At 68.6% G+C, this 20,145-nt stretch carries 15 protein-coding genes and 3 pseudogenes; 11 read left to right on the plus strand and 7 right to left on the minus strand.

Annotated elements, in window-relative coordinates:
• Positions 1 to 4 precede the first annotated feature (4 nt).
• A complete protein-coding gene (locus tag ACW9PK_RS03605) occupies positions 5 to 766 on the minus strand; it encodes an IclR family transcriptional regulator (RefSeq protein WP_035964809.1) in 762 nt (253 codons plus the stop codon).
• 202 nt (positions 767 to 968) lie between these two features.
• Between ACW9PK_RS03605 and ACW9PK_RS03610 the strand changes: the two are divergent.
• Together ACW9PK_RS03610 and aceB are read left to right on the plus strand one after the other, a co-directional pair.
• Positions 969 to 1,909: pseudogene (locus tag ACW9PK_RS03610) on the plus strand (malic enzyme-like NAD(P)-binding protein); the annotation flags it as partial.
• A 111-nt stretch (positions 1,910 to 2,020) separates the two neighbouring features.
• Positions 2,021 to 3,628, plus strand: a complete 1,608-nt coding sequence (gene aceB, locus ACW9PK_RS03615) for a malate synthase A (RefSeq protein ID WP_131333490.1) — start codon at positions 2,021 to 2,023, stop codon at positions 3,626 to 3,628.
• A 179-nt stretch (positions 3,629 to 3,807) separates the two neighbouring features.
• On the opposite strand, the gene ACW9PK_RS03620 is transcribed toward aceB, so the two are convergent.
• Positions 3,808 to 4,194, minus strand: a complete 387-nt coding sequence (locus tag ACW9PK_RS03620; RefSeq protein WP_457016559.1) for a GtrA family protein — start codon at positions 4,192 to 4,194, stop codon at positions 3,808 to 3,810.
• 209 nt (positions 4,195 to 4,403) lie between these two features.
• A complete protein-coding gene (locus ACW9PK_RS03625; RefSeq protein ID WP_368844894.1) occupies positions 4,404 to 5,450 on the minus strand; it encodes an NAD(P)-dependent alcohol dehydrogenase in 1,047 nt (348 codons plus the stop codon).
• A gap of 213 nt (positions 5,451 to 5,663) precedes the next feature.
• On the opposite strand from ACW9PK_RS03625, the gene ACW9PK_RS03630 reads away from it, so the two are divergent.
• A complete protein-coding gene (locus ACW9PK_RS03630) occupies positions 5,664 to 7,034 on the plus strand; it encodes an NAD-dependent succinate-semialdehyde dehydrogenase (RefSeq protein ID WP_457016562.1) in 1,371 nt (456 codons plus the stop codon).
• Positions 7,035 to 7,071: 37 nt separating this feature from the next.
• Complete coding sequence (locus ACW9PK_RS03635) at positions 7,072 to 7,509, plus strand: DoxX family protein (RefSeq protein WP_052160891.1); 438 nt, start codon at positions 7,072 to 7,074, stop codon at positions 7,507 to 7,509.
• A 27-nt stretch (positions 7,510 to 7,536) separates the two neighbouring features.
• Here ACW9PK_RS03635 and ACW9PK_RS03640 read toward each other — a convergent pair.
• Both ACW9PK_RS03640 and ACW9PK_RS03645 read right to left on the minus strand, forming a co-directional pair.
• Positions 7,537 to 8,140, minus strand: a pseudogene (locus ACW9PK_RS03640) (aspartate/glutamate racemase family protein); the annotation flags it as partial.
• A gap of 185 nt (positions 8,141 to 8,325) precedes the next feature.
• Complete coding sequence (locus ACW9PK_RS03645) at positions 8,326 to 8,994, minus strand: hypothetical protein (RefSeq protein ID WP_457016564.1); 669 nt, start codon at positions 8,992 to 8,994, stop codon at positions 8,326 to 8,328.
• Positions 8,995 to 9,099: 105 nt separating this feature from the next.
• Between ACW9PK_RS03645 and ACW9PK_RS03650 the strand changes: the two genes are divergently transcribed.
• From ACW9PK_RS03650 to ACW9PK_RS03675, 6 genes and pseudogenes are all read left to right on the plus strand, one after another.
• On the plus strand, positions 9,100 to 9,885 hold the full coding sequence (locus ACW9PK_RS03650) for a hydroxypyruvate isomerase family protein (protein ID WP_457016566.1): 786 nt from the start codon (positions 9,100 to 9,102) through the stop codon (positions 9,883 to 9,885).
• Between the two features lie 178 nt (positions 9,886 to 10,063).
• A complete protein-coding gene (locus tag ACW9PK_RS03655) occupies positions 10,064 to 11,194 on the plus strand; it encodes a glycerate kinase (protein WP_167318863.1) in 1,131 nt (376 codons plus the stop codon).
• Positions 11,195 to 11,346: 152 nt separating this feature from the next.
• Positions 11,347 to 12,478 (plus strand): annotated as a pseudogene (gene allB / locus ACW9PK_RS03660) (allantoinase AllB); the annotation flags it as partial.
• A 50-nt stretch (positions 12,479 to 12,528) separates the two neighbouring features.
• Positions 12,529 to 13,791: a M24 family metallopeptidase gene (locus tag ACW9PK_RS03665; protein WP_144931548.1), complete on the plus strand. Its 1,263-nt coding sequence runs from the start codon at positions 12,529 to 12,531 to the stop codon at positions 13,789 to 13,791.
• Between the two features lie 4 nt (positions 13,792 to 13,795).
• A complete protein-coding gene (locus tag ACW9PK_RS03670; protein WP_144931550.1) occupies positions 13,796 to 15,079 on the plus strand; it encodes an aminotransferase-like domain-containing protein in 1,284 nt (427 codons plus the stop codon).
• A 59-nt stretch (positions 15,080 to 15,138) separates the two neighbouring features.
• Complete coding sequence (locus ACW9PK_RS03675; RefSeq protein WP_457016570.1) at positions 15,139 to 16,353, plus strand: M20 family metallopeptidase; 1,215 nt, start codon at positions 15,139 to 15,141, stop codon at positions 16,351 to 16,353.
• A gap of 9 nt (positions 16,354 to 16,362) precedes the next feature.
• Here ACW9PK_RS03675 and ACW9PK_RS03680 read toward each other — a convergent pair whose 3' ends face one another.
• On the minus strand, positions 16,363 to 17,763 hold the full coding sequence (locus ACW9PK_RS03680) for an MFS transporter (protein WP_457016572.1): 1,401 nt from the start codon (positions 17,761 to 17,763) through the stop codon (positions 16,363 to 16,365).
• A 179-nt stretch (positions 17,764 to 17,942) separates the two neighbouring features.
• Here ACW9PK_RS03680 and ACW9PK_RS03685 point away from each other — a divergent pair, with 179 nt between their 5' ends.
• Positions 17,943 to 18,605: a GntR family transcriptional regulator gene (locus tag ACW9PK_RS03685; protein WP_064847449.1), complete on the plus strand. Its 663-nt coding sequence runs from the start codon at positions 17,943 to 17,945 to the stop codon at positions 18,603 to 18,605.
• 12 nt (positions 18,606 to 18,617) lie between these two features.
• Here ACW9PK_RS03685 and ACW9PK_RS03690 read toward each other — a convergent pair whose 3' ends face one another.
• Positions 18,618 to 20,108, minus strand: coding sequence for an NAD-dependent succinate-semialdehyde dehydrogenase (locus ACW9PK_RS03690; protein ID WP_400698759.1), 1,491 nt, complete (start codon positions 20,106 to 20,108; stop codon positions 18,618 to 18,620).
• Between the last annotated feature and the right edge of the window lie 37 nt (positions 20,109 to 20,145).

Raw genomic sequence — 20,145 nt, forward strand, 5'->3', positions numbered from 1 at the left:
TCGCTCAACCGGCCTGGGCCAGCTGTCCGCACAGCCGCTCGGCGGCCTCGCGCAACAGGGGCACGGCGCGGTCGCCGAAGTCCCAGTCCACGCGGGACGTGGGCCCGGACACCGAGATCGCAGTGGGTGTGGGTGCATCCGGCAGTGCCATGGCAAAGCAGCGCACGCCGATCTCCTGTTCCTCGTCGTCCACGGCGTAGCCGCGTTCTCGGATCTTTTCGAGATCGGCGAGAAGCTCGTCCACAGTCCCGAGGCTCTTCTCGGTGGGGGTAGGCATGCCCATGGACGCCACGATGGACACGACCTGCTGTTCGGGCAGGGTCGCCAGGATCGCCTTGCCCACACCGGTGTCGTGCACGTGGGCGCGCCGGCCCACCTCGGTGAACATGCGCATGGAGCGGGAGGACTGCGCCTGACCCACGTAGACCACCATGTGACCGTCCAGCACCGCCATGTTGGCAGACTCCCCCAGTTCGTTCACGAGCCCCTGCAGGACTGGTTGCGCGTAGGTGCCCAGTTGCAGGCCCGCCGCATAGCCGAGGCGGATCAGTCCGGGGCCCAGCGCGTAACTGCGGTTGGGCAGCTGACGCACGTAGCCCAGCGGGATCAGGGTGCGTAGCAACCGGTGGATGGTGGGCAGCGGAAGATCCGCCCGGGATGCGAGCTCGCTGAGGGAGGACTCCCCTCCGGACGCGGTGATGATGTTGAGCAGGTCGAAGACCCGCTCCACCGATTGCACGCCGCCCGCACTCTTGCCTTCGGCCATGGCCGTTCTCCCTCTGCTGCCGGAGCGATCACCGCCCCGCGTGGGGTCGCGTACGGTGACCGCAATGTGAAACAAGTCTCACGAAGACCTTGTCATGCCTCGTACTCTACGCCTAGGATTCAATTAATGAAATTTATTTTCCACAATACGGATAGGTAGCGGGCCACCGCGGTTCCGCTCGACTCGGAAGGAAACCCGTCACATGGCGGCTCCCCACCCCGGCTACTCCATGGTCCTGCGCATGGAAGCGCCCGCGACCTTCAACTCCACGAGTGAGATCACCACGGCGGCGGCCGCCGCCGCTGCCCAGGTGACCGCACTGGACATCGTGGAGTCCTTCCCCCACAGCGTCGTCGTGGACATCAGCTGCAACGTGTCCAACGCCGAGCACCGGGACGAGGTGCGCGACGCGCTCAACGCCCTGGACGGCGTCAAGGTCCACAAGATCTCCGACCGCACCTTCCTGATCCACCTGGGCGGCAAGATCGAGGTCACCCCGCGCGTGTCCCTGCGCAACCGTGACGACCTCTTCCGCGCCTACACAACGGGCGTGGCCCGCGTGTGCATACCCGTCCGAGAGAGCCCCAAAGACGTCCGGCGGCTGACCGTCAAGCGCAACACCGTGGCCGTGGTCACGGACGACACCGCGGTACCGGGCCTCGGTGACATCGCACCAGCCGCGGCCCTGCCAGCCATGGAGGACAAGGCCGCCCTGTTCAAGGCGTTGAACGACGTCAAGGTGGTCGTCTCCGGCGTGGGTGCCGCGGACGTGTTCATCGGCGTCTCCGCCCCCAATGTCCTGGACGGCAACGACATCGCGACCATGGCCGACGACGCCATCGTCTTCGCCATGGCCAATCCGGATCCCGAGGTCCACCCCCGTGGAAGGTGCCGAGCACGCGACCGTAGTGACTACCGGCCGGCCGGACTTCCCGAACCAGATCAACAGCGTGCTGGCCTTCCCCGGGCTGCTGGACGCGGGCGCTTGCGAGATCACCTCAGAGGTGGTCGCGGCCGCCGCGAGGGCCATCGCCGACTGCGTGCACGAGGACGAGCGCAACGCGAGCTTCATCGTCCCCAGCGTGTTCGACCAAGAACGTCGCCCCGGCCGTGGCCGAGGCCGTGAAGTCCGTGGCGGAGGCCGCCAGGCCGGCTGACGGGAACGACCGGGTGCGGCGGCGTCGTACCGAGTGCAGGGCCTGCCGCACCCGCAATGAGCAGTACAAACTACACCGAAAATCCAGGAGGCAACCCATGAGCATCACCCACAACACACCCGACAACATCCCCGCCGCGAACGAGATCCTCTCATCCGACGCCCTCGCATTCGTGGAGGCGCTGCACGAGAAGTTCGCGGACCGTCGTGAGGAGCTGCTCGGCAAGCGCGAGACCGCCCGCGCGAAGGCCGCCGAGAGCGGCACCATGGACTTTCTCCCGGAGACGCGCGAGGTTCGGGAAGGCGACTGGAAGGTCGCCCCGGCCCCCGCGGCCCTGCAGGACCGGCGCGTGGAGATGACCGGACCGGCGTCGCCCGCGAAGATGGCCATCAATGCCCTGAACTCCGGCGCCAAGGTGTGGCTCGCGGACCTCGAGGACGCCGCCTCCCCCAGCTGGGCCAACCAGGTGGACGCGATCGCCAACCTGCGCGACGCCGCCCGCGGCACCCTGGGCTTCACCTCCCCGGAGGGCAAGGAGTACAAGCTCCGCGAGGACGTGCCCCTGGCCGTGGTGGTCATGCGCCCGCGCGGCTGGCACCTGCCCGAGTACAACATCACGGTCAACGGGAAGACCGGTTCCGGTTCCCTCACGGACTTCGGGCTGCACTTCTTCCACACGGCGAAGCAGCTGATCGAGAACGGCCAGGGGCCGTACTACTACCTGCCCAAGATGGAGTCCTACCTGGAGGCGCGACTGTGGAACGATGTGTTCACGTTCGCGGAGGACTACCTGGGCATCGAGCACGGCACCGTCCGCGCGACCGTGCTGATCGAGACCATCCCCGCCGCGTTCCAGATGGACGAGATCCTCTACGAGCTGCGGGACCACGCCTCCGGGCTCAACGCCGGACGCTGGGACTACCTGTTCTCCATCATCAAGTACTTCCGCGACGCCGGGGAGAAGTTCATCCTGGCGGACCGCTCCGCCGTGACCATGACCGCTCCCCTGATGCGCGCGTACACGGACCTGCTGGTGCAGACGTGCCACAAGCGCGGCGCGTTCGCGATGGGTGGCATGGCCGCGTTCATCCCGTCCCGCAAGGATGAGGAGGTCAACCGGGCCGCCTTCGAGAAGGTCCGCAACGACAAGACCCGCGAGGCCAATGACGGCTTCGACGGCTCGTGGGTGGCCCACCCGGACCTCGTGCCCGTGTGCCAGGAGGTCTTCGACGGCGTGCTCGGCGAGAAGCCCAACCAGGTGGACCACCAGCGCCCCGACGTGGACGTGACCGCCGAGATGCTGCTGGACGTGCCCTCCGCGGGGGACCAGCGCACCGAGAAGGAGCTCAACGCCAACCTGTACGTGGCCATCCGCTACGTGGCGGTGTGGCTGTCCGGCAGCGGCGCGGTGGCCATCCACAACCTGATGGAGGACGCCGCCACCGCGGAGATCTCCCGCTCGCAGATCTGGCAGCAGATCAAGAACGGCGTGGTCTACACGGACACCGACAACACCGCCACGCGCGAGCTCGTCTCCGACGCACTGGACACTCAGCTCGAGGTGCTGCGCGGTGAGATCGACCAGGAGAACTACGAGAAGTGGTTCGTGCCCGCCGGGCGGCTCATCTCGGACATGGTGCTCAGGGAGGACTACCCGGCGTTCCTCACGCTGTCCGCCTACGACCTCATGGAAGGCAGCAAGTAACACCGGCGCACCTGGACGCCACCCCGGCCCCCGCCACGACCGCCCCGCGCGGCGGGGGCCGCCCCCTCTCTGCCAGCGGGCTTCGGTCACCGCGCGGACCTGCTGCTCGCGGGCACGGACGCTGACCTCGCACGGTTCCTCCCCAAGGACTCCGGGACCCGCCAGCCCGTGCACACGTGCTACGTCCTGGCGGACCTCGTCACAGAGCGGACGCCCGCCGAGTGAGGTGCCGCGGCGTCGTCGGCGACCGGGGAAGCGGGTGGTCTTGCGGCCCCGGCTGAGCTCGCCGGGATCGACGCCTCGGTCGCACCCGATCTCGTGGCCCGCGTCCACAAGAAGCTGCGCACCGAACCGGTCGAGGACACGAATGCCTCCGATTCCGGGTGCCTGCTCCCCCGTGAGCTGAAGGCCCACCGTTTGTTCGGCGAGCAGGAGACCACGCTGGCGATCGTGGTGGCGATGAGCAGCGCAGTGGTGGGCTTCTCTTCCAGCACCGTCCACTTGAGGAGGACGTTGATGCCGATGGTGGTGAGGTAGCAGATGCCGCCCACCGTCAGGAACCGCATCTGACGTTTGCCCCGGGTGGTCGAGGTCGATCCGGTGCAGGCGGACTGCGTCGTGGTGCCTTCCCTGTCAACGTGTCAGGCCCGTGTTCAGGAGTGCTTTCAGCGGACGGGAGCGGCTCCACAATCCACACGGGGGCGGGACACGGCCCGTGCACGCACAACGCCCCGGACCGTAGTGGTCCGGGGCGTTGTGCGTGCTGCGCGGTTGCTCAGATGGTCTTCGCGTCGATCACGAAGCGGTAGCGGACGTCCGAGTCCACCACGCGGTCGTAGGCCTCGTTGATGTCCTCGGCGCTGATCAGCTCGATCTCCGCGGTGACACCGTGCTCGGCGCAGAAGTCCAGCATCTCCTGGGTCTCGCGGATGCCGCCGATGTTGGAGCCCGTGAGGGACTTGCGGCCGCCGATGAGCGAGCCCGCGCTGACCTCCAGGGCCTCGGTGGGCAGCCCCAGCAGGACCATGGCACCGTGCGGGCGCAGGGTGGCCATGAACTCCTGCACGTCCACGTGGGCGGAGACGGTGTTGATGATGACGTCGAACTCGCCCTTGTGGTTCTTGAGGGCCTCGGGATCCTCCTTGCGGGCGATCCAGTCGGTGGCGCCGAAGCGGCGGCCGTCCTCCTCCTTGGAGCGGGTCTGGCTGATCACGGTGACCTCCGCGCCCATGGCGGCGGCGAGCTTCACGGCCACGTGGCCCAGACCGCCCATGCCCACCACGGCCACCTTGGAGCCCTCGGTGACGCCCCACGTCCGTAGCGGGGAGTACGTGGTGATGCCCGCGCACAGCAACGGCGTGGTCGCGGCCGGGTCCAGGTTCTCGGGGATGTGCAGCGCGAAGGCCTCGGAGACGAGGATTTCGGTCGAGTACCCGCCGTCGGTGGGGCGCCCGTCGAAGCGGTCCTTGCCGTTGTAGGTGCCCACGGCCTTCGGACAGTTGTTCTCCTCGCCCTTCAGGCACCACTCGCACTCGCGGCAGGAGTCGACCAGGCAGCCGACGCCCGCGCGCTCGCCGACCGAGAACTTCGTGACCTCGGAACCGACCTCGGTGACGCGGCCGATGATCTCGTGTCCCGGGACCATGGGGAACTTGATCGGTCCCCACTCCTCGCGCACGGTGTGGATGTCGGAGTGGCAGATGCCGGCGAACTCGATTTCGATGCGGATATCGTCCGGGCGCAGGTCCCGGCGCTCGATGGTGCCCTTCTCCAGCGGGGCGTCGGAGGCGACGGCCTGGTAGGCAGCAACATTGGTAGTCATGGGCCGTGACTCTAGACCCCCGCCGTGGCCTTGTCACGTCACTCCTTTCACAGGGGACCGTATCCGCAGACAGAACAACATGGACCCGGCCGTTGCTCGCCCAGCCCATCCTCGAATGCCCCACCGTGCGGGGCGTTTCGAGCAGCCGGGAATATCCGCGGGCACCTCCCCGCTGTTATTGATGAGTTTCATCGAGATGAGTGAGGAGTCATCATGGCTTTCCGTACGGAGAATCCCGCCACCGGCATTGTGGAGCAGGAGTTCACCTCGGCCACCGATGCTGATGTCACCCGCGCGATCGAGCGCGCCGACACCGCATTCGCTTCCTGGCGCAAGACCCCGGCCGCTGACCGCGCCAAAGCGCTGGCCGGTGTCGCCCAGGCGTTCCAGGACCGCGGGGACGAGCTCGCGCGCGTGATCAGCACCGAGATGGGCAAGCCCTTCGCCCAGGCGCAGGGAGAGGTCGCACTCTCGGCATCGATCTACCAGTGGTACGCCGACCACGGCGAGAGCCTGCTGGAGGAGGAGACCCTGGACGTGGGTGACGACGCCAAGTCCGTGGTCGTCACCGAGCCCATCGGTGTGCTCATGGGTGTCATGCCGTGGAACTTCCCGCAGTACCAGGTGGCGCGTTTCGCGGCCCCGAACCTCATGTTGGGCAACACCGTTCTGCTCAAGCATGCCTCCATCTGCGCCCGGACGGGTGAGCTGATCGAGGAAATCCTGCACGCCGCGGGTATCCCGGAGGACGCCTACATCAACCTGTTCGTGAGCACCGACCAGGTGACCACGATCATCGAGGACCGGCGGGTGCGGGGCGTGTCCCTGACCGGCAGCGAGGGCGCCGGTGCCGCGGTGGCCACCACGGCCGCGCAGAACCTGAAGAAGAGCGTTCTGGAGCTCGGCGGGTCCGACCCGCTGATCGTGCTCGACGATGTGGACGTGAAAGAGACCGCTACGACCGTGGCAACGGCGCGGATGAGCAACGCAGGCCAGGCCTGCAACTCGCCCAAGCGCATCCTGGTGCCCGCCGGCATGTTCGACGAGTTCGTGCAGACGGTCGTCAAGACCGTCGAGGGCATGCCGGTGGGGGACCCGCTGGCGGAGGGCACCAAGATCGGCCCCCTGTCCTCCGTGCAGGGCCGCGACGACGCCGTGTCCCAGGTCGAGCGCGCGGTGGAGCAGGGTGCGACCCTGCACACCGGTGGTAGGGCTCTGGATAAGGACGGGGCGTGGATGTCCCCGGCGGTGCTGACCGGTGTGACCCGGGAGATGGATGCGTTCAAGGAGGAGATCTTCGGTCCGGTGGCGGTGATCTACTCCTACGACTCGGTGGACGAGGCGGTGGAGATCGCCAACGACTCCGACTTCGGTCTCTCCGGCTCCGTGTGGAGCAAGGATGAGGCGAAGGCTGAGGAAGTCGCGCGTCGTCTGGAGGTGGGCATGGCCTACGTCAACGAGCACGCGACGACGAAGGCGGGCCTGCCCTTCGGCGGCGTGCGCCGCTCCGGCTACGGCCGTGAGCTGGGCCGCTGGGGCTTCACCGAGTTCGCCAACACCAAGCTGGTGCGCGTCGCCGGCTGACACCCGCCCGGCGCCCACCACGAGAGAGGTTTGCACTATGGCTCGCATTACCAAGGCTCTGCAGTCCCTGACCGCACCGTCTCCCAAGCCCACTGCGACGGAGACGGCAGCGCGCCTGGCCCTGGGAGCGTTCATGTCCACCGCGGGCATATCCCACCTGACCTTTGCCCGGGAGGACTTCCAGGCACAGGTTCCGGACTGGTTCCCCATGGACAAGGACACCGTGGTTCTGGCCTCCGGTGTGGTGGAGATCGCCTTTGGTGCCGCACTGTTGGCGCTGCCCAGGCAGCGCGCAGCCGTGGGCGCCGGTCTGGCCGCGTTCTACGCCGCGATCTTCCCCGGCAACATCAGCCAGTACGCCGAGCGGCACGACGCATTCAATCTGGACACTGATGCCAAGCGGCTGGCCCGGCTGTTCGGTCAACCGGCCTTGATCGCCGCGGCCCTCCGGGCCGGGGGCTTCCCCCGGAAGTAGTCGGAAAGCGCAGGACGCGAGCCGACCTCACCGCCCGAACGGGAAACCCTTCAGGTCCTTCGGCAGAGGGTTCGCGTATGTGCGGACCTTGGAGGTCCTCAGCCCCAGCCACACCAGCGACTGCGCCACGGTGACCGCAGCAGCCACGCCGTCCGTCACGTGCACGCCGCACCACTCGAGCACGGCGTGCTCAAGGGCGGCCATCCCGCCGCAGCCGAGGACAACCACCTCGGCTGCGGCCCTGTTCGATGGCCCGCTGCGCTTCAGCGACGATCGTCTCGACCGCCACGTTCTCATCCCGCTCCAGGTCCAGCGCGGAGGTGTTCGACGCCCGCACGGACGCGCAGCGCTCCATCAGCCCGGCCAGCCGCAACCGGTCCTCGATGAGTGGCACAGTGCGGTCCAGGGTGCTCACTCCCGGTGTAGCTGCGCCTCATGAAGATGGCGATGGAAGCGGCCGCCTCGGGATGTCCACGACGGGCTGGTCGAGGAGCTCCTGTAGACCTTCCCGCCGGTGCTCGCCGAACCTGGCCTGGATCACAGGGTTGAAGGGCGGGTCGTAGGTCAGCACCGCGTCCATCACCCCCACCGCGGCGAGGTAGGACTTCACGTTCCCTTCGCACGACGACGCCGTGCTCCACCCTGCGGGGCGAGCGGGAGGCAGCCTGCGGCGGCGTCGTTGGGCGCGATCTCGTGCGAGACGCAGGGTCGGTGCGAAGTGGCGACTACGATGGCCCCACCGTGCTGGTCGCTGCACTCGAGCTCGCGCTTGGCGGTGACCAGGTAGCACCGGGCGCCCAGGTCGGCCCCAATGAACTACGAGAACTCGCCGACGGCCTGGAAGACGGGCAGCAGGGCGACCGCCAGAGAGGCCAGTATCGTGGGGACGAACGCCCCGATTGCCCGGGGGTCACGCCGCCGCGGTAGACGTACTCGCCGTCGTGGGTGTCCATGGGGAGCTGGGGCACGTTCACGCTGGAGCGGCGGATCAGCCAGTAGTCCACCATGATGATCCCGAAGAGCGACCAGAGCAGCGGCACCCAGCCCACCCAGGAAGCACACGATCACCACGGGCGAGGTGTAGAGGTTCCACGGCAGGATCAGCAGCGCTAGGGACGCGAGCACCTGCAGCGCGCCCACACCCAGGACCGTGAGCACCTGCCCCGCACCGAGTCCGAGGGCGAAGAGGCCGATGGCGAAGCCGTAGTTGACCAGGGAGTGCACGTCGTTGGCCCTCATGGTGAAGATGCTGTACGCGCTCCACGTGCGCCCGTAACGGCTGGTGGGAGCGAGGTCCACGTTGTAGAGCCTGTCGCTCGTGTCCGAGCGCGGCTCGTAGGCGACGCCGGGCGGTGCGTGCGGGCGCCCGGGCTCGGGGCGCCCGCCCGCCTGCTCCGTGGTGCGAGGGAAGTCCTGGAGAAAACCGTGAGACGACGTCGCACCGTTCAGCTCCCAAATCTCACACCACGGGTTGACGCGCATCACACCCGGTCGATAACTTTTTCATTCATCAGAACTCGAATTTCACTCCATGGAATCAAAGCGTAAGAAAACAGGGCGGCCGCGCCACCGCCCCGGGGAGGGCCCACCGTGCGGTACACCGTGAATGCCTCGATCATGCTGACCGACCTGCCCGTGCTGGAGCGCCCCGCCGCCGTGGCACGCGCAGGCTTCTCCGCGGTCGAGTTCTGGTGGCCGTTCCCCGCCACCACCCCGTCCGAGAGGGAGATCGAGGACTTCGCCCGGTCGCTGGAGGACGCGAACGTCCAGCTCACGGGCCTGAACTTCTTTGCCGGGGACATGCCTGCCGGTGAGCGGGGAGTCCTCTCCCACCCCACGCGCACAGATGAGTTCCGGCGAGGCGTGGACTCCCTGGTGCGCGTGGCCCGGGCCACGGGCTGCCGGGCCTTCAACGCCCTCCACGGCAACCGCCTGCCGGACGTGCCCGTGGCCGAGCAGGACGACGCCGCCGTCGAGAACCTCCGGTACGCAGCGGACGCGGTCGCGGTCTTCGGCGGGACGGTCCTGGTGGAACCGCTCTCCGGCGCCTCGACGTATCCTCTGCGCACCGCCGCGGACGTCATGGCCGTGCTCGACCGCGTGGACTGCCCGAACGTGAAGCTGCTCGCGGACTTCTACCACCTGGCGGTCAACGGGGAGGACGTCGAGGCCCTGATCGAACGGCACGCCGCGGAGTTCGGGCACATCCAGCTCGCGGATGCTCCCGGCCGCCACGAGCCGGGCACGGGCGATCTGCCGCTGCTCCGGTGGGTGGCCCGGGCCCACGAGCGCGGCTACCACGGACCGGTGGCGCTGGAGTACGTCCCCTCCCAGGACGACCCCTTCGCGTGGCTCCCCCGCGACCGGCGCGCGTGAGCCCGCAAGCCGACCCCACCCACAGAGGCCGCGCGGGTGAGCACCGCGTGGCCGGGCCCCGAGCGGGCGGGCACGCCGGGCGGGTGCCACTTGAACAGGTACCGAGCGAGCGGGTACCGCGCGGGCGGCGTCGTGCTGGAATGGTCCCGGAACCGGACATCCACAGAAGGAGGACACCGTGCGCGTCGTCGTGGCACCGGACAAGTTCAAGGGGTCGGTGACCGCCCACGAGGCGGCGGCCGAGCTTGCGGCGGGCATCGCCGAGGTGCGCCCGGACGCCGTCGTGGAGGTCCTCCCGGTCGCCGACGGCGGAGAGGGGACGCTCGACGCCGCCCTGGACGCGGGCTTCGAGCGCCACGACCTCACCGTCACCGGACCCGCGGGAGGTCCCGTCCCCGCCGCGTGGGGTCGACGCGGAGACGAGGCCGTGGTGGAGATGTCGTTGGCTTCGGGCCTCGCTGTCCTCCCCATCCAGGACGGCCGCCCCGTGCTCGCACCCCGCACCGCCACGAGCCGCGGCACGGGCGAGCTCGTGGCCGCCGCGCTCGATGCCGGCTGCACCCGCGTGCTGCTCGGCGTGGGCGGCAGCGCGACCACTGACGGCGGCGCGGGGATGCTCGCCGCGCTGGGGCTGCGCCTGCTGGACGTGAACGGCCGCGACCTGCCCACTGGCGGCGCGGCGCTCGCCGAGTTGCATCACGTGGATGCGGCACAGCTGCACCCACGCATCCGGGACGTCGAGTTCGTCCTTGCCGCGGACGTCGACAACCCTCTGCTCGGCCCGCACGGTGCCGCCACGGTCTTCGGCCCGCAGAAGGGCGCCTCCGAACGAGATGTCTTGGACCTCGACGCCGCCCTGGCCGTGTTCCGCGACCGCCTCGCGGACGTGCTCGGCGAACCGGCCCGCCAGGCCGCGGATGCCCCCGGCGCGGGGGCCGCGGGCGGCGTCGGATACGCGGGACTCGCGGTGCTGGGGGCGCGGCGCAGGCCGGGGATCGACGTCGTGCTCGACCTTGTGGGGCTGGATGCCGCCGTGGCCGGCGCGGACCTGCTGCTCACCGGCGAGGGCAGCCTGGACGAGCAGAGTCTCGGCGGGAAGACGCCGCTGGGCGTGCTGCACGTGGGGCGGCGCCACGGCGTGCCCGTGGTGGCCGTGTGCGGGCGCACCACCCTGGATGCCGCGACACTTCGCGAGGCGGGGTTCGCCGCCGTCCACGAACTGCGTGCGCTTGCAGCGGACCCAGAAACGTCGATGCGAGAGGCACCTCGCCTGCTCCGGGAGGTCGGTCGCCGCATCGCCTCGCAGTGACGGAGCTTTCCATTTCCACGGGCACTCGAGAGCGAGCAGCCCCTCACGCACCGCACCGCCCGGCCACGAGCGCCGGAACGCGCCAGCGGAAGGGCACCACTTCCATGAATGCCTCCCCGCAGCACGGTTCACCTCAAAAGAAGACCCCCGGCCCGGGGCGACCGCAGACCCGGAGGTCGACGAGGAGCGCGCGAACGAGCGGGTGCGGGCGACGGTGGAGCAGGCGCATGCCCCTGAACTCCGTGCCCGCCACCGTGAACATGCCCGCCTTGGAGTACGAGCGACTGTTCGCGGCGCAGAACGCGTTCGTGGACATCGGCTTCTGGGGCGGCGCCGTCCCCGGCAACAAGGAGGACCTGCGCCCCCCGCACGATGACGGCGTGTTCGGCTTCAAGTGCTTCCTACTGCATTCCGGGGTGGACGAGTTCCCGCACCTGGAGGCGGACGAAATGGAGGAGGCGCTCGAGGAGATCAAGACCTTCGACTCGCTGCTGATCGTGCACGCGGAGGACTCCCGCACGATCGCCAAGGCCCCGCAGCCCAATGGCAACGTGTACGACACGTTCCTGAAGTGACGCCCGCGCGGCGCGGAGAACATCGCGATCGCGGAGAACATCGAACGCACCCGCTGGACCGGGGCGCGCTCGCACATCCTGCACCCGTCCTCCTCGGACGCCATCCCCATGATCCGCTCCGCGAAGAACGACGGCCTGGACATCACCGTGGAGACCCGCCCCCACTACCTCACACTGCTCGCGTAGGAGATCCCGGACGGCGCCACCGCGGGCAAGTGCTGCCCGCCCGTGCGCGAGGTCTCCACCCGGGAGATGCTGTGGGGGGGGTCTGTTGGACGGGACCATCGACTTCATCGTCTCGGACCACTCCCCCTCCACGCTGGACCTCAAGGACCTGGGCAACGGCGACTTCGGCGTGGCGTGGGGCGGCGTGTCCTCCCTGCAGCTCGGGCTGTCCCTGATCTGGACCGAGGCACGACGCCGCGGCGTGGGTCTGGGCCGCGTGTTGCAGTGGATGTCCACGCGCCCGGCCGAGCGCGTGGGTCTGCGCTCCAAGGGCCGGTTGTCCCTGGGGTACGACGCGGACATGGCCGTGTTCGCGCAGGACGAGAGGTTCGTGGTGAACGCCAAGGCCCTCAACCACAAGAACCCCATCACGCCGTACCAGGGCAAGGTGCTCTCCGGGAAGATCCGCAAGACCTTTGTGGGCGGCCAGGAGGTCGACTACCAGACCCCCACGGGTCGTCTACTCGGCCGCGGCCAGGTGTGAGCCGATCGCCGGATTGTTGACAATAGGCGGATTTTTTTCAATCATGAACCATGAACTCGTGGGATGAGACCGAGAATCATGGTTCCCCCGATCCGGTGTCCACGGATGCCGGATCGGGCTCCCCCGACGTCCGTGAGCCCCTCTTCTCCGAGCAGGAATACGCGCACCGTCTGCACCGCGTCCGCGAGAAGATGGCGCACCAGGGACTGTCCGCCCTGATCGTCACGGATCCGGCCAACCTCTTCTACCTCACCGGCTACGACGCGTGGTCCTTCTACGTCCCGCAGATGCTGTTCGTCCCCGCCGAAGGCGACATCCTGTTGTTCCTGCGCGAGATGGACGCCCGGGGCGCCTTTCGCACCTCCTGGCTGCCCGAACACCAAATCATCGGGTACCCCGAACGCTATGTGCAGCGCCCCCACCTGCACCCCTTCGACTGGGTCGCCTTCGCCCTGCGGCGCCGCGGACAGATCGCCCCGTCCGCGCACGGCTGCGTGGGCCTGGAGATGGACGCCCACTTCTTCTCCCCCAAGGGCTACCGGGCCCTGGTCAATGCCATCCCCGAATGGTCGTTGGTCGACTGCTTCGAACTGGTCAACTGGGTTCGCTCCGTGAAGTCGGACGCCGAGATCCACTACATGCACGTGGCCTCGCGGGTGACCACCGCGGCCATGACCGCGGCGATCGACGCGATCGAACCCGGGGTCCCGCAGAACAGGGTGGCCGCCCGCATCGCGGCCGCCCAGGCGGAGGGGGACGGCGAGGCCTGGGGTGACTTCCCGGCCATCGTGCCCATGCTGCCCACCGGTGCGTCCGCGGACACACCCCACCTCACGTGGTCCGACCGTGTCCTGCGCAGCGGCGACGCCGTGGTGGTCGAGTTGAGCGGTGTGCATCGGAGATATCACGTCCCCCTGGCGCGCACCGTGACCCTCGGTCCCCCGAGCGATGCGATGGACCGCTTGGAGGAGGCGGTCGCCGACGGTCTGCGCGCCGTCCTGGACGCGACCGCCGCGGGCGTCCCCATCCGTGAGCTGGCGAGCGCCTGGAACTGGAAACTGGCCTCGTACGGGCTCGAGAAGCCCAGCCGTCTGGGGTACTCCGTGGGCATCGGGTACCCGCCGGACTGGGGCGAGCGCACCATCAGCATCCGCTCCGAGGACGAGACGGCCCTCGAGGAGAACATGACCTTCCACCTCATTTGCGGCATGTGGATGACGGGATACGGCTACGAAGTTTCGGAGACCATCCGAGTGACCAGCACGGGGGTGGAGACCTTCACGTCCTTCCCCCGCCAGATCATCAGGAAGTGAGCTCATGACCACGACCCCGCACGTCACCACCGTCCGGTCCCTGGACCCCTGCCCCACCGCGGGTGTCTCGGGACCGGCCACCCAGGGCCTGCTCCCGCTCGCGTCCCGCTCGGACGGGCTCGTGGGCTCGGTCATCGATTCGTCCACCTCGCTGCTGGCCGCCCAGACCCACGACATCGTGCGTTTCGCGATGGGCGCTCCCGCGGCGGAGGTGATCCCCACGGAGGAGTTCCGACGGATCGCCGGGGAGATCCTCACGGACGCCAGTTTCACGTACGGCGCCACCGAGGGTGAACCGGACCTGATCGACACGGTCGTGAACCACTTCTCGGACAGTGCCTCCGATCCGGAGCGCATCGTGATCACCTCCGGCGGGATGCAGGGTCTGGATCTCGCGTTCAAGCTGTTCGTGGACCCCGGTGACCTGGTGGTCGTGGAGAGCCCCACCTACACCAACGGTTCCGGCACGGCGCTCAGCTACGGCGCGGACGTCCTGGAGGTCCCCGTGGACGACGACGGCATGGACGTCGACGCCCTCGAGACGCTCGTGGCCGAAACGGGCCGCACGCCCCGGATGATCTACACGATCCCCAACTTCCAGAACCCGTCCGGCACCACCCTGAGCGAATCCCGACGGCGCCGCCTGCTCGATCTCGCGCACACGTGGGGCGCCATGATCCTCGACGACGACCCGTACGGCGAGCTGCGCTTCTCCGGCGATCCCGTCCCCGGGTTCCGCGAGCTCAGCCCGGACGACCCCCTGGTCTTCTCGGTGCGCACGTTCTCCAAGATCCTGGCCCCGGGCCTGCGGGTGGGCTGGGTCGACGTCGATCCCCGGCTGCGCGAGCTGCTGATCGCCGGGAAGCAGGCCATGGACACGTGCGCGAACGTCCCCGCCCAGCACATCGTGGCCGAGTACATCGCCCGCGGCGGCTACGACGAGCACCTCGCCGGGTTGCGCACCGAATACAAACGCCGCAAAGAGGCCATGGACGCCTCCATCGCCGCCCACCTGGGCGATCGAGTGCGCACCACGGACCCGGACGGCGGCTTCTTCCTATGGGTCACCCTGCAGGGCGACGACGCACGGGTGTCCTCCTCGCGATTGTTCGAGATCGCGTTGGCCGAGGGGGTCGCGTTCATCCCGGGCCCGGCGCTTTCACCCTCGGGGCGGTTCCAGGACGCGTTCCGGCTGTGTTTCGCCTCGAGCACCCCCGAACGCATCGAGGAGGGACTGCAGCGACTCGCACGGGCCCTGGACATCGCCCGGGGAGAGCTCGACCGATAGCTCCGACCCGGCCACCTCGGCGCAGCGCCACCCATTCGGACTGGATAAGGAGACCCATCATGAGCCGCGACGGCGTGCGGTGCAGCCCGCAGGAGCAGGCCGTGCTCGACCTCATCGACACGGACGAGCTCGTGGACCTCACGTGCGCCCTGGTGAATGCCGCCGGCGAGAACCCCGGGGGCACCGAGGAGGACACCGCCCACGTCCTGGAGCGAGCGGCGAGCGAGCGCGGATTGACTGCTCGCAGCGACGTCGTGTCCCCCGGTCGGCCGAACGTGGACGTGGACCTGCCCGTGGGCGGTCCCGTGGCGGACGGGCCGGGGCTGCTGTTCCTGGGCCACTCGGACGTCGTGCCCGCGGGGCCCGGGTGGATGCGGGCGCCGTACGACGCGGTGGTCGACGGCGACCGGCTGTACGGGCGCGGGGCCACGGACATGAAGGGCGGGCTCGCCTCGGTGCTGTGTGCCATGGACGCCCTGCGCCGCTCGGGTGTGTGCCTGTCCGGACCCGTGAGGCTGTCGTCCACCGTGGACGAGGAGGACCTGGGTCTCGGGATCCGGCAACTCACCGCGCGGGGGCTGGGGCGTGCGTTCCTCGGCTGCGTGGTGGCCGAACCGACCGACCTGCAGACCGTGATCGCATGTCGTGGGGACGCGTACCTCGAGGTCGAGATCACCGGGGTCCCCGCGCACTCGGGGCGCCCCGCCGACGGGCGCAACGCAATCGATGCCGCGGCGGCCCTGCTGCGCCTGATCCGGCGGGACCACGAGGAACACGCCCGCCGCAGCGATCCGCTGCTGGGGTCGCCCACGTGGAACGTGGGCAAGATCGAGGGCGGTCGGGCCACCTCCATGGTGGCGCCGTCCTGTCACGTGTGGTTGGACCGGAGGCTCATGCCGGGTGAGGACCCCGAGCGCATCGTCGCCGAGCTGCGCGCGGCGGTGGACCGTGCGGGGATCACCGGCGACGGGATCTCCCTGGACGTGGAAATCACCATGTCCATGCCGGGTTTCCGCACCGACCGGGAGCACGAACTCGTCACCATCGTGCACGACGCCGTGGCGGACGCGGGCGGCCCAACGTCGATCGGCGGGTGGACGGCCGCGTGCGACGGCGGGTTCATCGCGCGGGACCACGGCGTGCCCACGGTGGTCATGGGACCCGGAGGACTCAACGACCAGGCGCACCAGGTGGACGAGTCCGTGAGCGTGGAAGAACTTTCGCAAGCGGCCAGGGCGTACACCCTGACCGCGTTGCGTCTGCTGTCCCGCTGAACGGACCGGCTACCGCCGGGCGACCACGGGCATCTTGCCCGTCTCCGGGATCTCCGTGCCGCGCAGGGACGCCCCCACGGTCTCCTTCATGAACTTGGCGGCGATCAGGCCGATCACGCATGCGCCCATCATGTAGAACGCGGGGATCAGCGGGTTGCCGGTCGCCTCGATGAGCGCCTCGTTGACCAGCGGTGCGGTGCCGCCGAAGATCGCCGTGGACACGTTGTAGGTGATCGCGAACCCGGCGTAACGCACCTGCGTGGGGAACATCGCCGGGAACGTGGCGGAGATGCACGCCAACTGGGGGATGTAGAGCAACCCCAGCACCGCGAAGCCCAGCAGTGCCCACCAGAAGCCGTTGGCCATGAGCATGTACATGGGGATGGACATCACGATCAGACCGATGAGCGAGAAGTACCACATGGGTTTGCGCCCAAGCTTGTCAGAGAGTTTCCCGGCGAACGGGATCACGAGCATCATGGCGAACTGCGCGATGAACATGATGGTCAGCACCGTCTGCGAGGACATCTCGGTCTGACCCTCGAGGTAGGTGGGCATGTAGCTCAGCAGCGTGTAGTTGACCACGTTCACGGACACGACCAACCCGGCCATGATCAGCATGGGCTTCCAGTAGGTGGTGACCAATTCCTTGAGGGCCATGCCCGCGGATTCCTCCGAGTGGCCGGCTTCCTCGAGCTCCAGGAACACGGGCGAATCCGCCAGCTTGGACCGCAGGTACAGGCCGATCAGGCCCAGCGGGCCGGCCAGCAGGAAGGGGATCCGCCAGCCCCACTCCATCATGGCGTCGTTGCCCAGGGTCACCTCGCCCATCAACACGATCAGTGAACCCAGCGCGAAACCGCCCAGGGTGCCGAACTCCAGGAAGCTGCCCAGGAAGCCGCGCTTCTTGTCCGGGGCGTACTCGGCCATGAACGTGGCGGCACCGCCGTACTCACCGCCGGTCGAGAAGCCCTGGATCACACGCAGCAGCACGAGCAGGACGGGTGCCACGAAGCCGATGGTCGCGTGGGTGGGCAGGATGCCGATGCAGAACGTGGCACCGGCCATCAGGATGATGGTCAACGCAAGGATCTTCTTGCGTCCCAACCGGTCACCGAGCGGGCCCCAGAACAGTCCGCCCAGAGGGCGGACCAGGAACGACAGGGCGAACGTACTCAGAGCCAGCAGCGTGCCGGCCTCCCCCGGGAAGAAGTTCTGGGTGATGTACATGACCGACACGGCGTACACGCCGTAGTCGAACCACTCCGTGGCATTACCGATCGCGGAGGCGGCCACCGCGCGGCGCACGGTACTCGCGTCCGGTTCCGGGTGTGACGACGCCGCGGGGGACGTCATGTCGCGCGGGTCCCGCGATTCGTGGGGCAGATCGGATTGATGTTGCGAATTCATGGAAACCTCCATGGTGCAATCGGTGGGCGTCGGCGCGCCCGGGATCGGTCCGGCATCGAGAGATCATGGAGCCTGGCGGCCCGTGGACCGTTTGATTGTCGACAATCCTACCCATAGGCTGTGCGATACGTAAGACTTGGATGCGCGGACCTTCGGGTCTGCCAGGACCGGAGGCGGCCATGCCCGGCAATCTGCTGCGACCCGTGGTACAGGAAACCACCCCGTCCTTGTTGGCCCGGCAATTGCGTCAAGCCATCGGTGCGGGCGAGCTGGCCCCCGGCCAACAACTCAACGAGATGGAGTTGAGCCGCGCCCTGGGCGTGAGTCGGGGTCCGTTGCGCGAGGCCATGCAGCGCCTCACCCAGGAAGGCCTTCTGCTCAGCGTGCGCAACCGCGGGGTGTTCGTCACGCAGATCACCGACGACGACGTCCGGGACCTCTATCTCGCCCGCGGCGCCGTGGAGCGCGCGGCGGCCGCCCGGGTGATCACGACCGATCCGGAGGCTGCGGCACAGCGTCTGGGTGAGAAGGTCGAGGCGATGTCCCGGGCGATCGATCACGGGGACACCGCATCGCTCACGGAAGCGGACGTGCAGTTCCACGCGTTGCTCGTGGAACTCTCGGGCAGTCCCCGTCTGATCCGCATGCACGACACCCTCATGGTCGAGACCCGCATGTGCATGACCGCTCTGGAAACACGGTACGCGTCGCACAGTTTCCGCCTGGAGGAGCACCGCGAGATCACGGAGGCCATCGGGGCGGGCGACGCTCCCCGCGTGGACGCGCTGCTGCTCGAGCACATGCGCGACGCCGTGATGCGGTTGACCTCGAGCGACGACTGACCCGCCCCCAGCTCAGCCGCGCGGCACGGCCACGTACTTGTACTCGAGGAACTCCTCGATCCCCACGCGCCCGCCCTCGCGTCCGAGCCCGGACGCCTTGACGCCGCCGAACGGTGCCGCGGGATTGGAGACGATGCCCGTGTTCAGGCCCACCATCCCGACCTCCAGGGCGTCGCTCACGCGGAAGCTGCGATCCACGTCCTGGGTGAACAGGTAGCCCACGAGTCCCCACGGCGTGTCGTTGGCCAGTTCGAGCACCTCGTCCTCCGAGTCGAACGGGATCACCGGCGCCACGGGACCGAAGATCTCCTCACTCATCAGTTTGGAGTCCGGGTCCACACCGTGCAGCACGGTGGGGTCGTAGAAGAATCCGGGTCGGTCCGGGCGGGAGCCGCCGCACTCCACGGTGGCGCCGCGGGCCACGGCGTCGTCCACAAGTTCCTGGACCTTGTCGAGCGCCTTGGCCTCCACGAGGGGCCCGACGTCGGTGCCGTCCTGGGCGCCGTCGCCCACCGAGAGTGCCCCTAGCCGTTCGGCGAGCTTCCGGGAGAACTCGCTCATCACTGAGCGGTGCACGAACAACCGGTTGGCCGCGGTGCACGCCTCCCCCATGTTGCGCATCTTGGCCGCCACGGCGCCGTCCACGGCGCGATCCAGATCCGCGTCCTCGAAGACGATGAACGGGGCGTTGCCACCCAGTTCCATCGAGGAGCGCATCACGTGGTGCGCCGCTTGTTCCAACAGCCGCACGCCCACCTCGGTGGATCCGGTGAAACTGACCTTCCGGGCGATCCCGCTGGACATCCACGGGCCCACGACCGAGGACGCCTTCTTGGTGCACACCACGTTGAGCACCCCGCGGGGCAGACCCGCCTCGATCAGGATGTCCACGAGGGCCAGCGAGGACAGCGGGGTGAGGTTGGCGGGCTTGAACACCATGGTGCACCCCGCGGCCACGGCCGGGCCGATCTTGCGGGTGCCCATGGCCAGGGGGAAGTTCCACGGCGTGACCAGGACGCACGGCCCCACGGGCTCCTTGGACACCATGATCCGGTTCTTGCCGTCCCCGGTCATGGTCTGATCACCGCCAATCCGCACGGCCTCCTCGGAGAACCACCGGAAGAACTCGGCGGCGTACGCCACCTCGCCCCTGGCCTCGGCGAGCGGCTTGCCCATTTCCGTGGTCATGACGAGGGCCAGTTCGTCCTGGCGCTGCATGATCAACTCATAGGCCCGGCGGAGGATCTCGCCGCGCTCGCGCGGGGGTGTGGCCGCCCACTGCTTCTGCACGCGTCCCGCGGTCTCGATCGCGCGCTGGGCGTCCTCCGGGCCGCCGTCCGCGACCGTGGCGATGACCTCCTCGGTCGCGGGATTGACGACGTCGAACCGGGCGCCGGAGGCGGCCTCGCCCCATTGGCCGTCGATGAACGTGCCCGTGCTGACCTTGGCCACCGCATCGAGGGCGGCCCGGGAGGTGCGGTGTTGGGTGGTGTGTGCGCTCATGGGATTTCCTTCGTCGGTCGTGGGTACATGTCGGAGG

The sequence above is a fragment of the Kocuria sp. MNB10 genome (assembly GCF_054073685.1).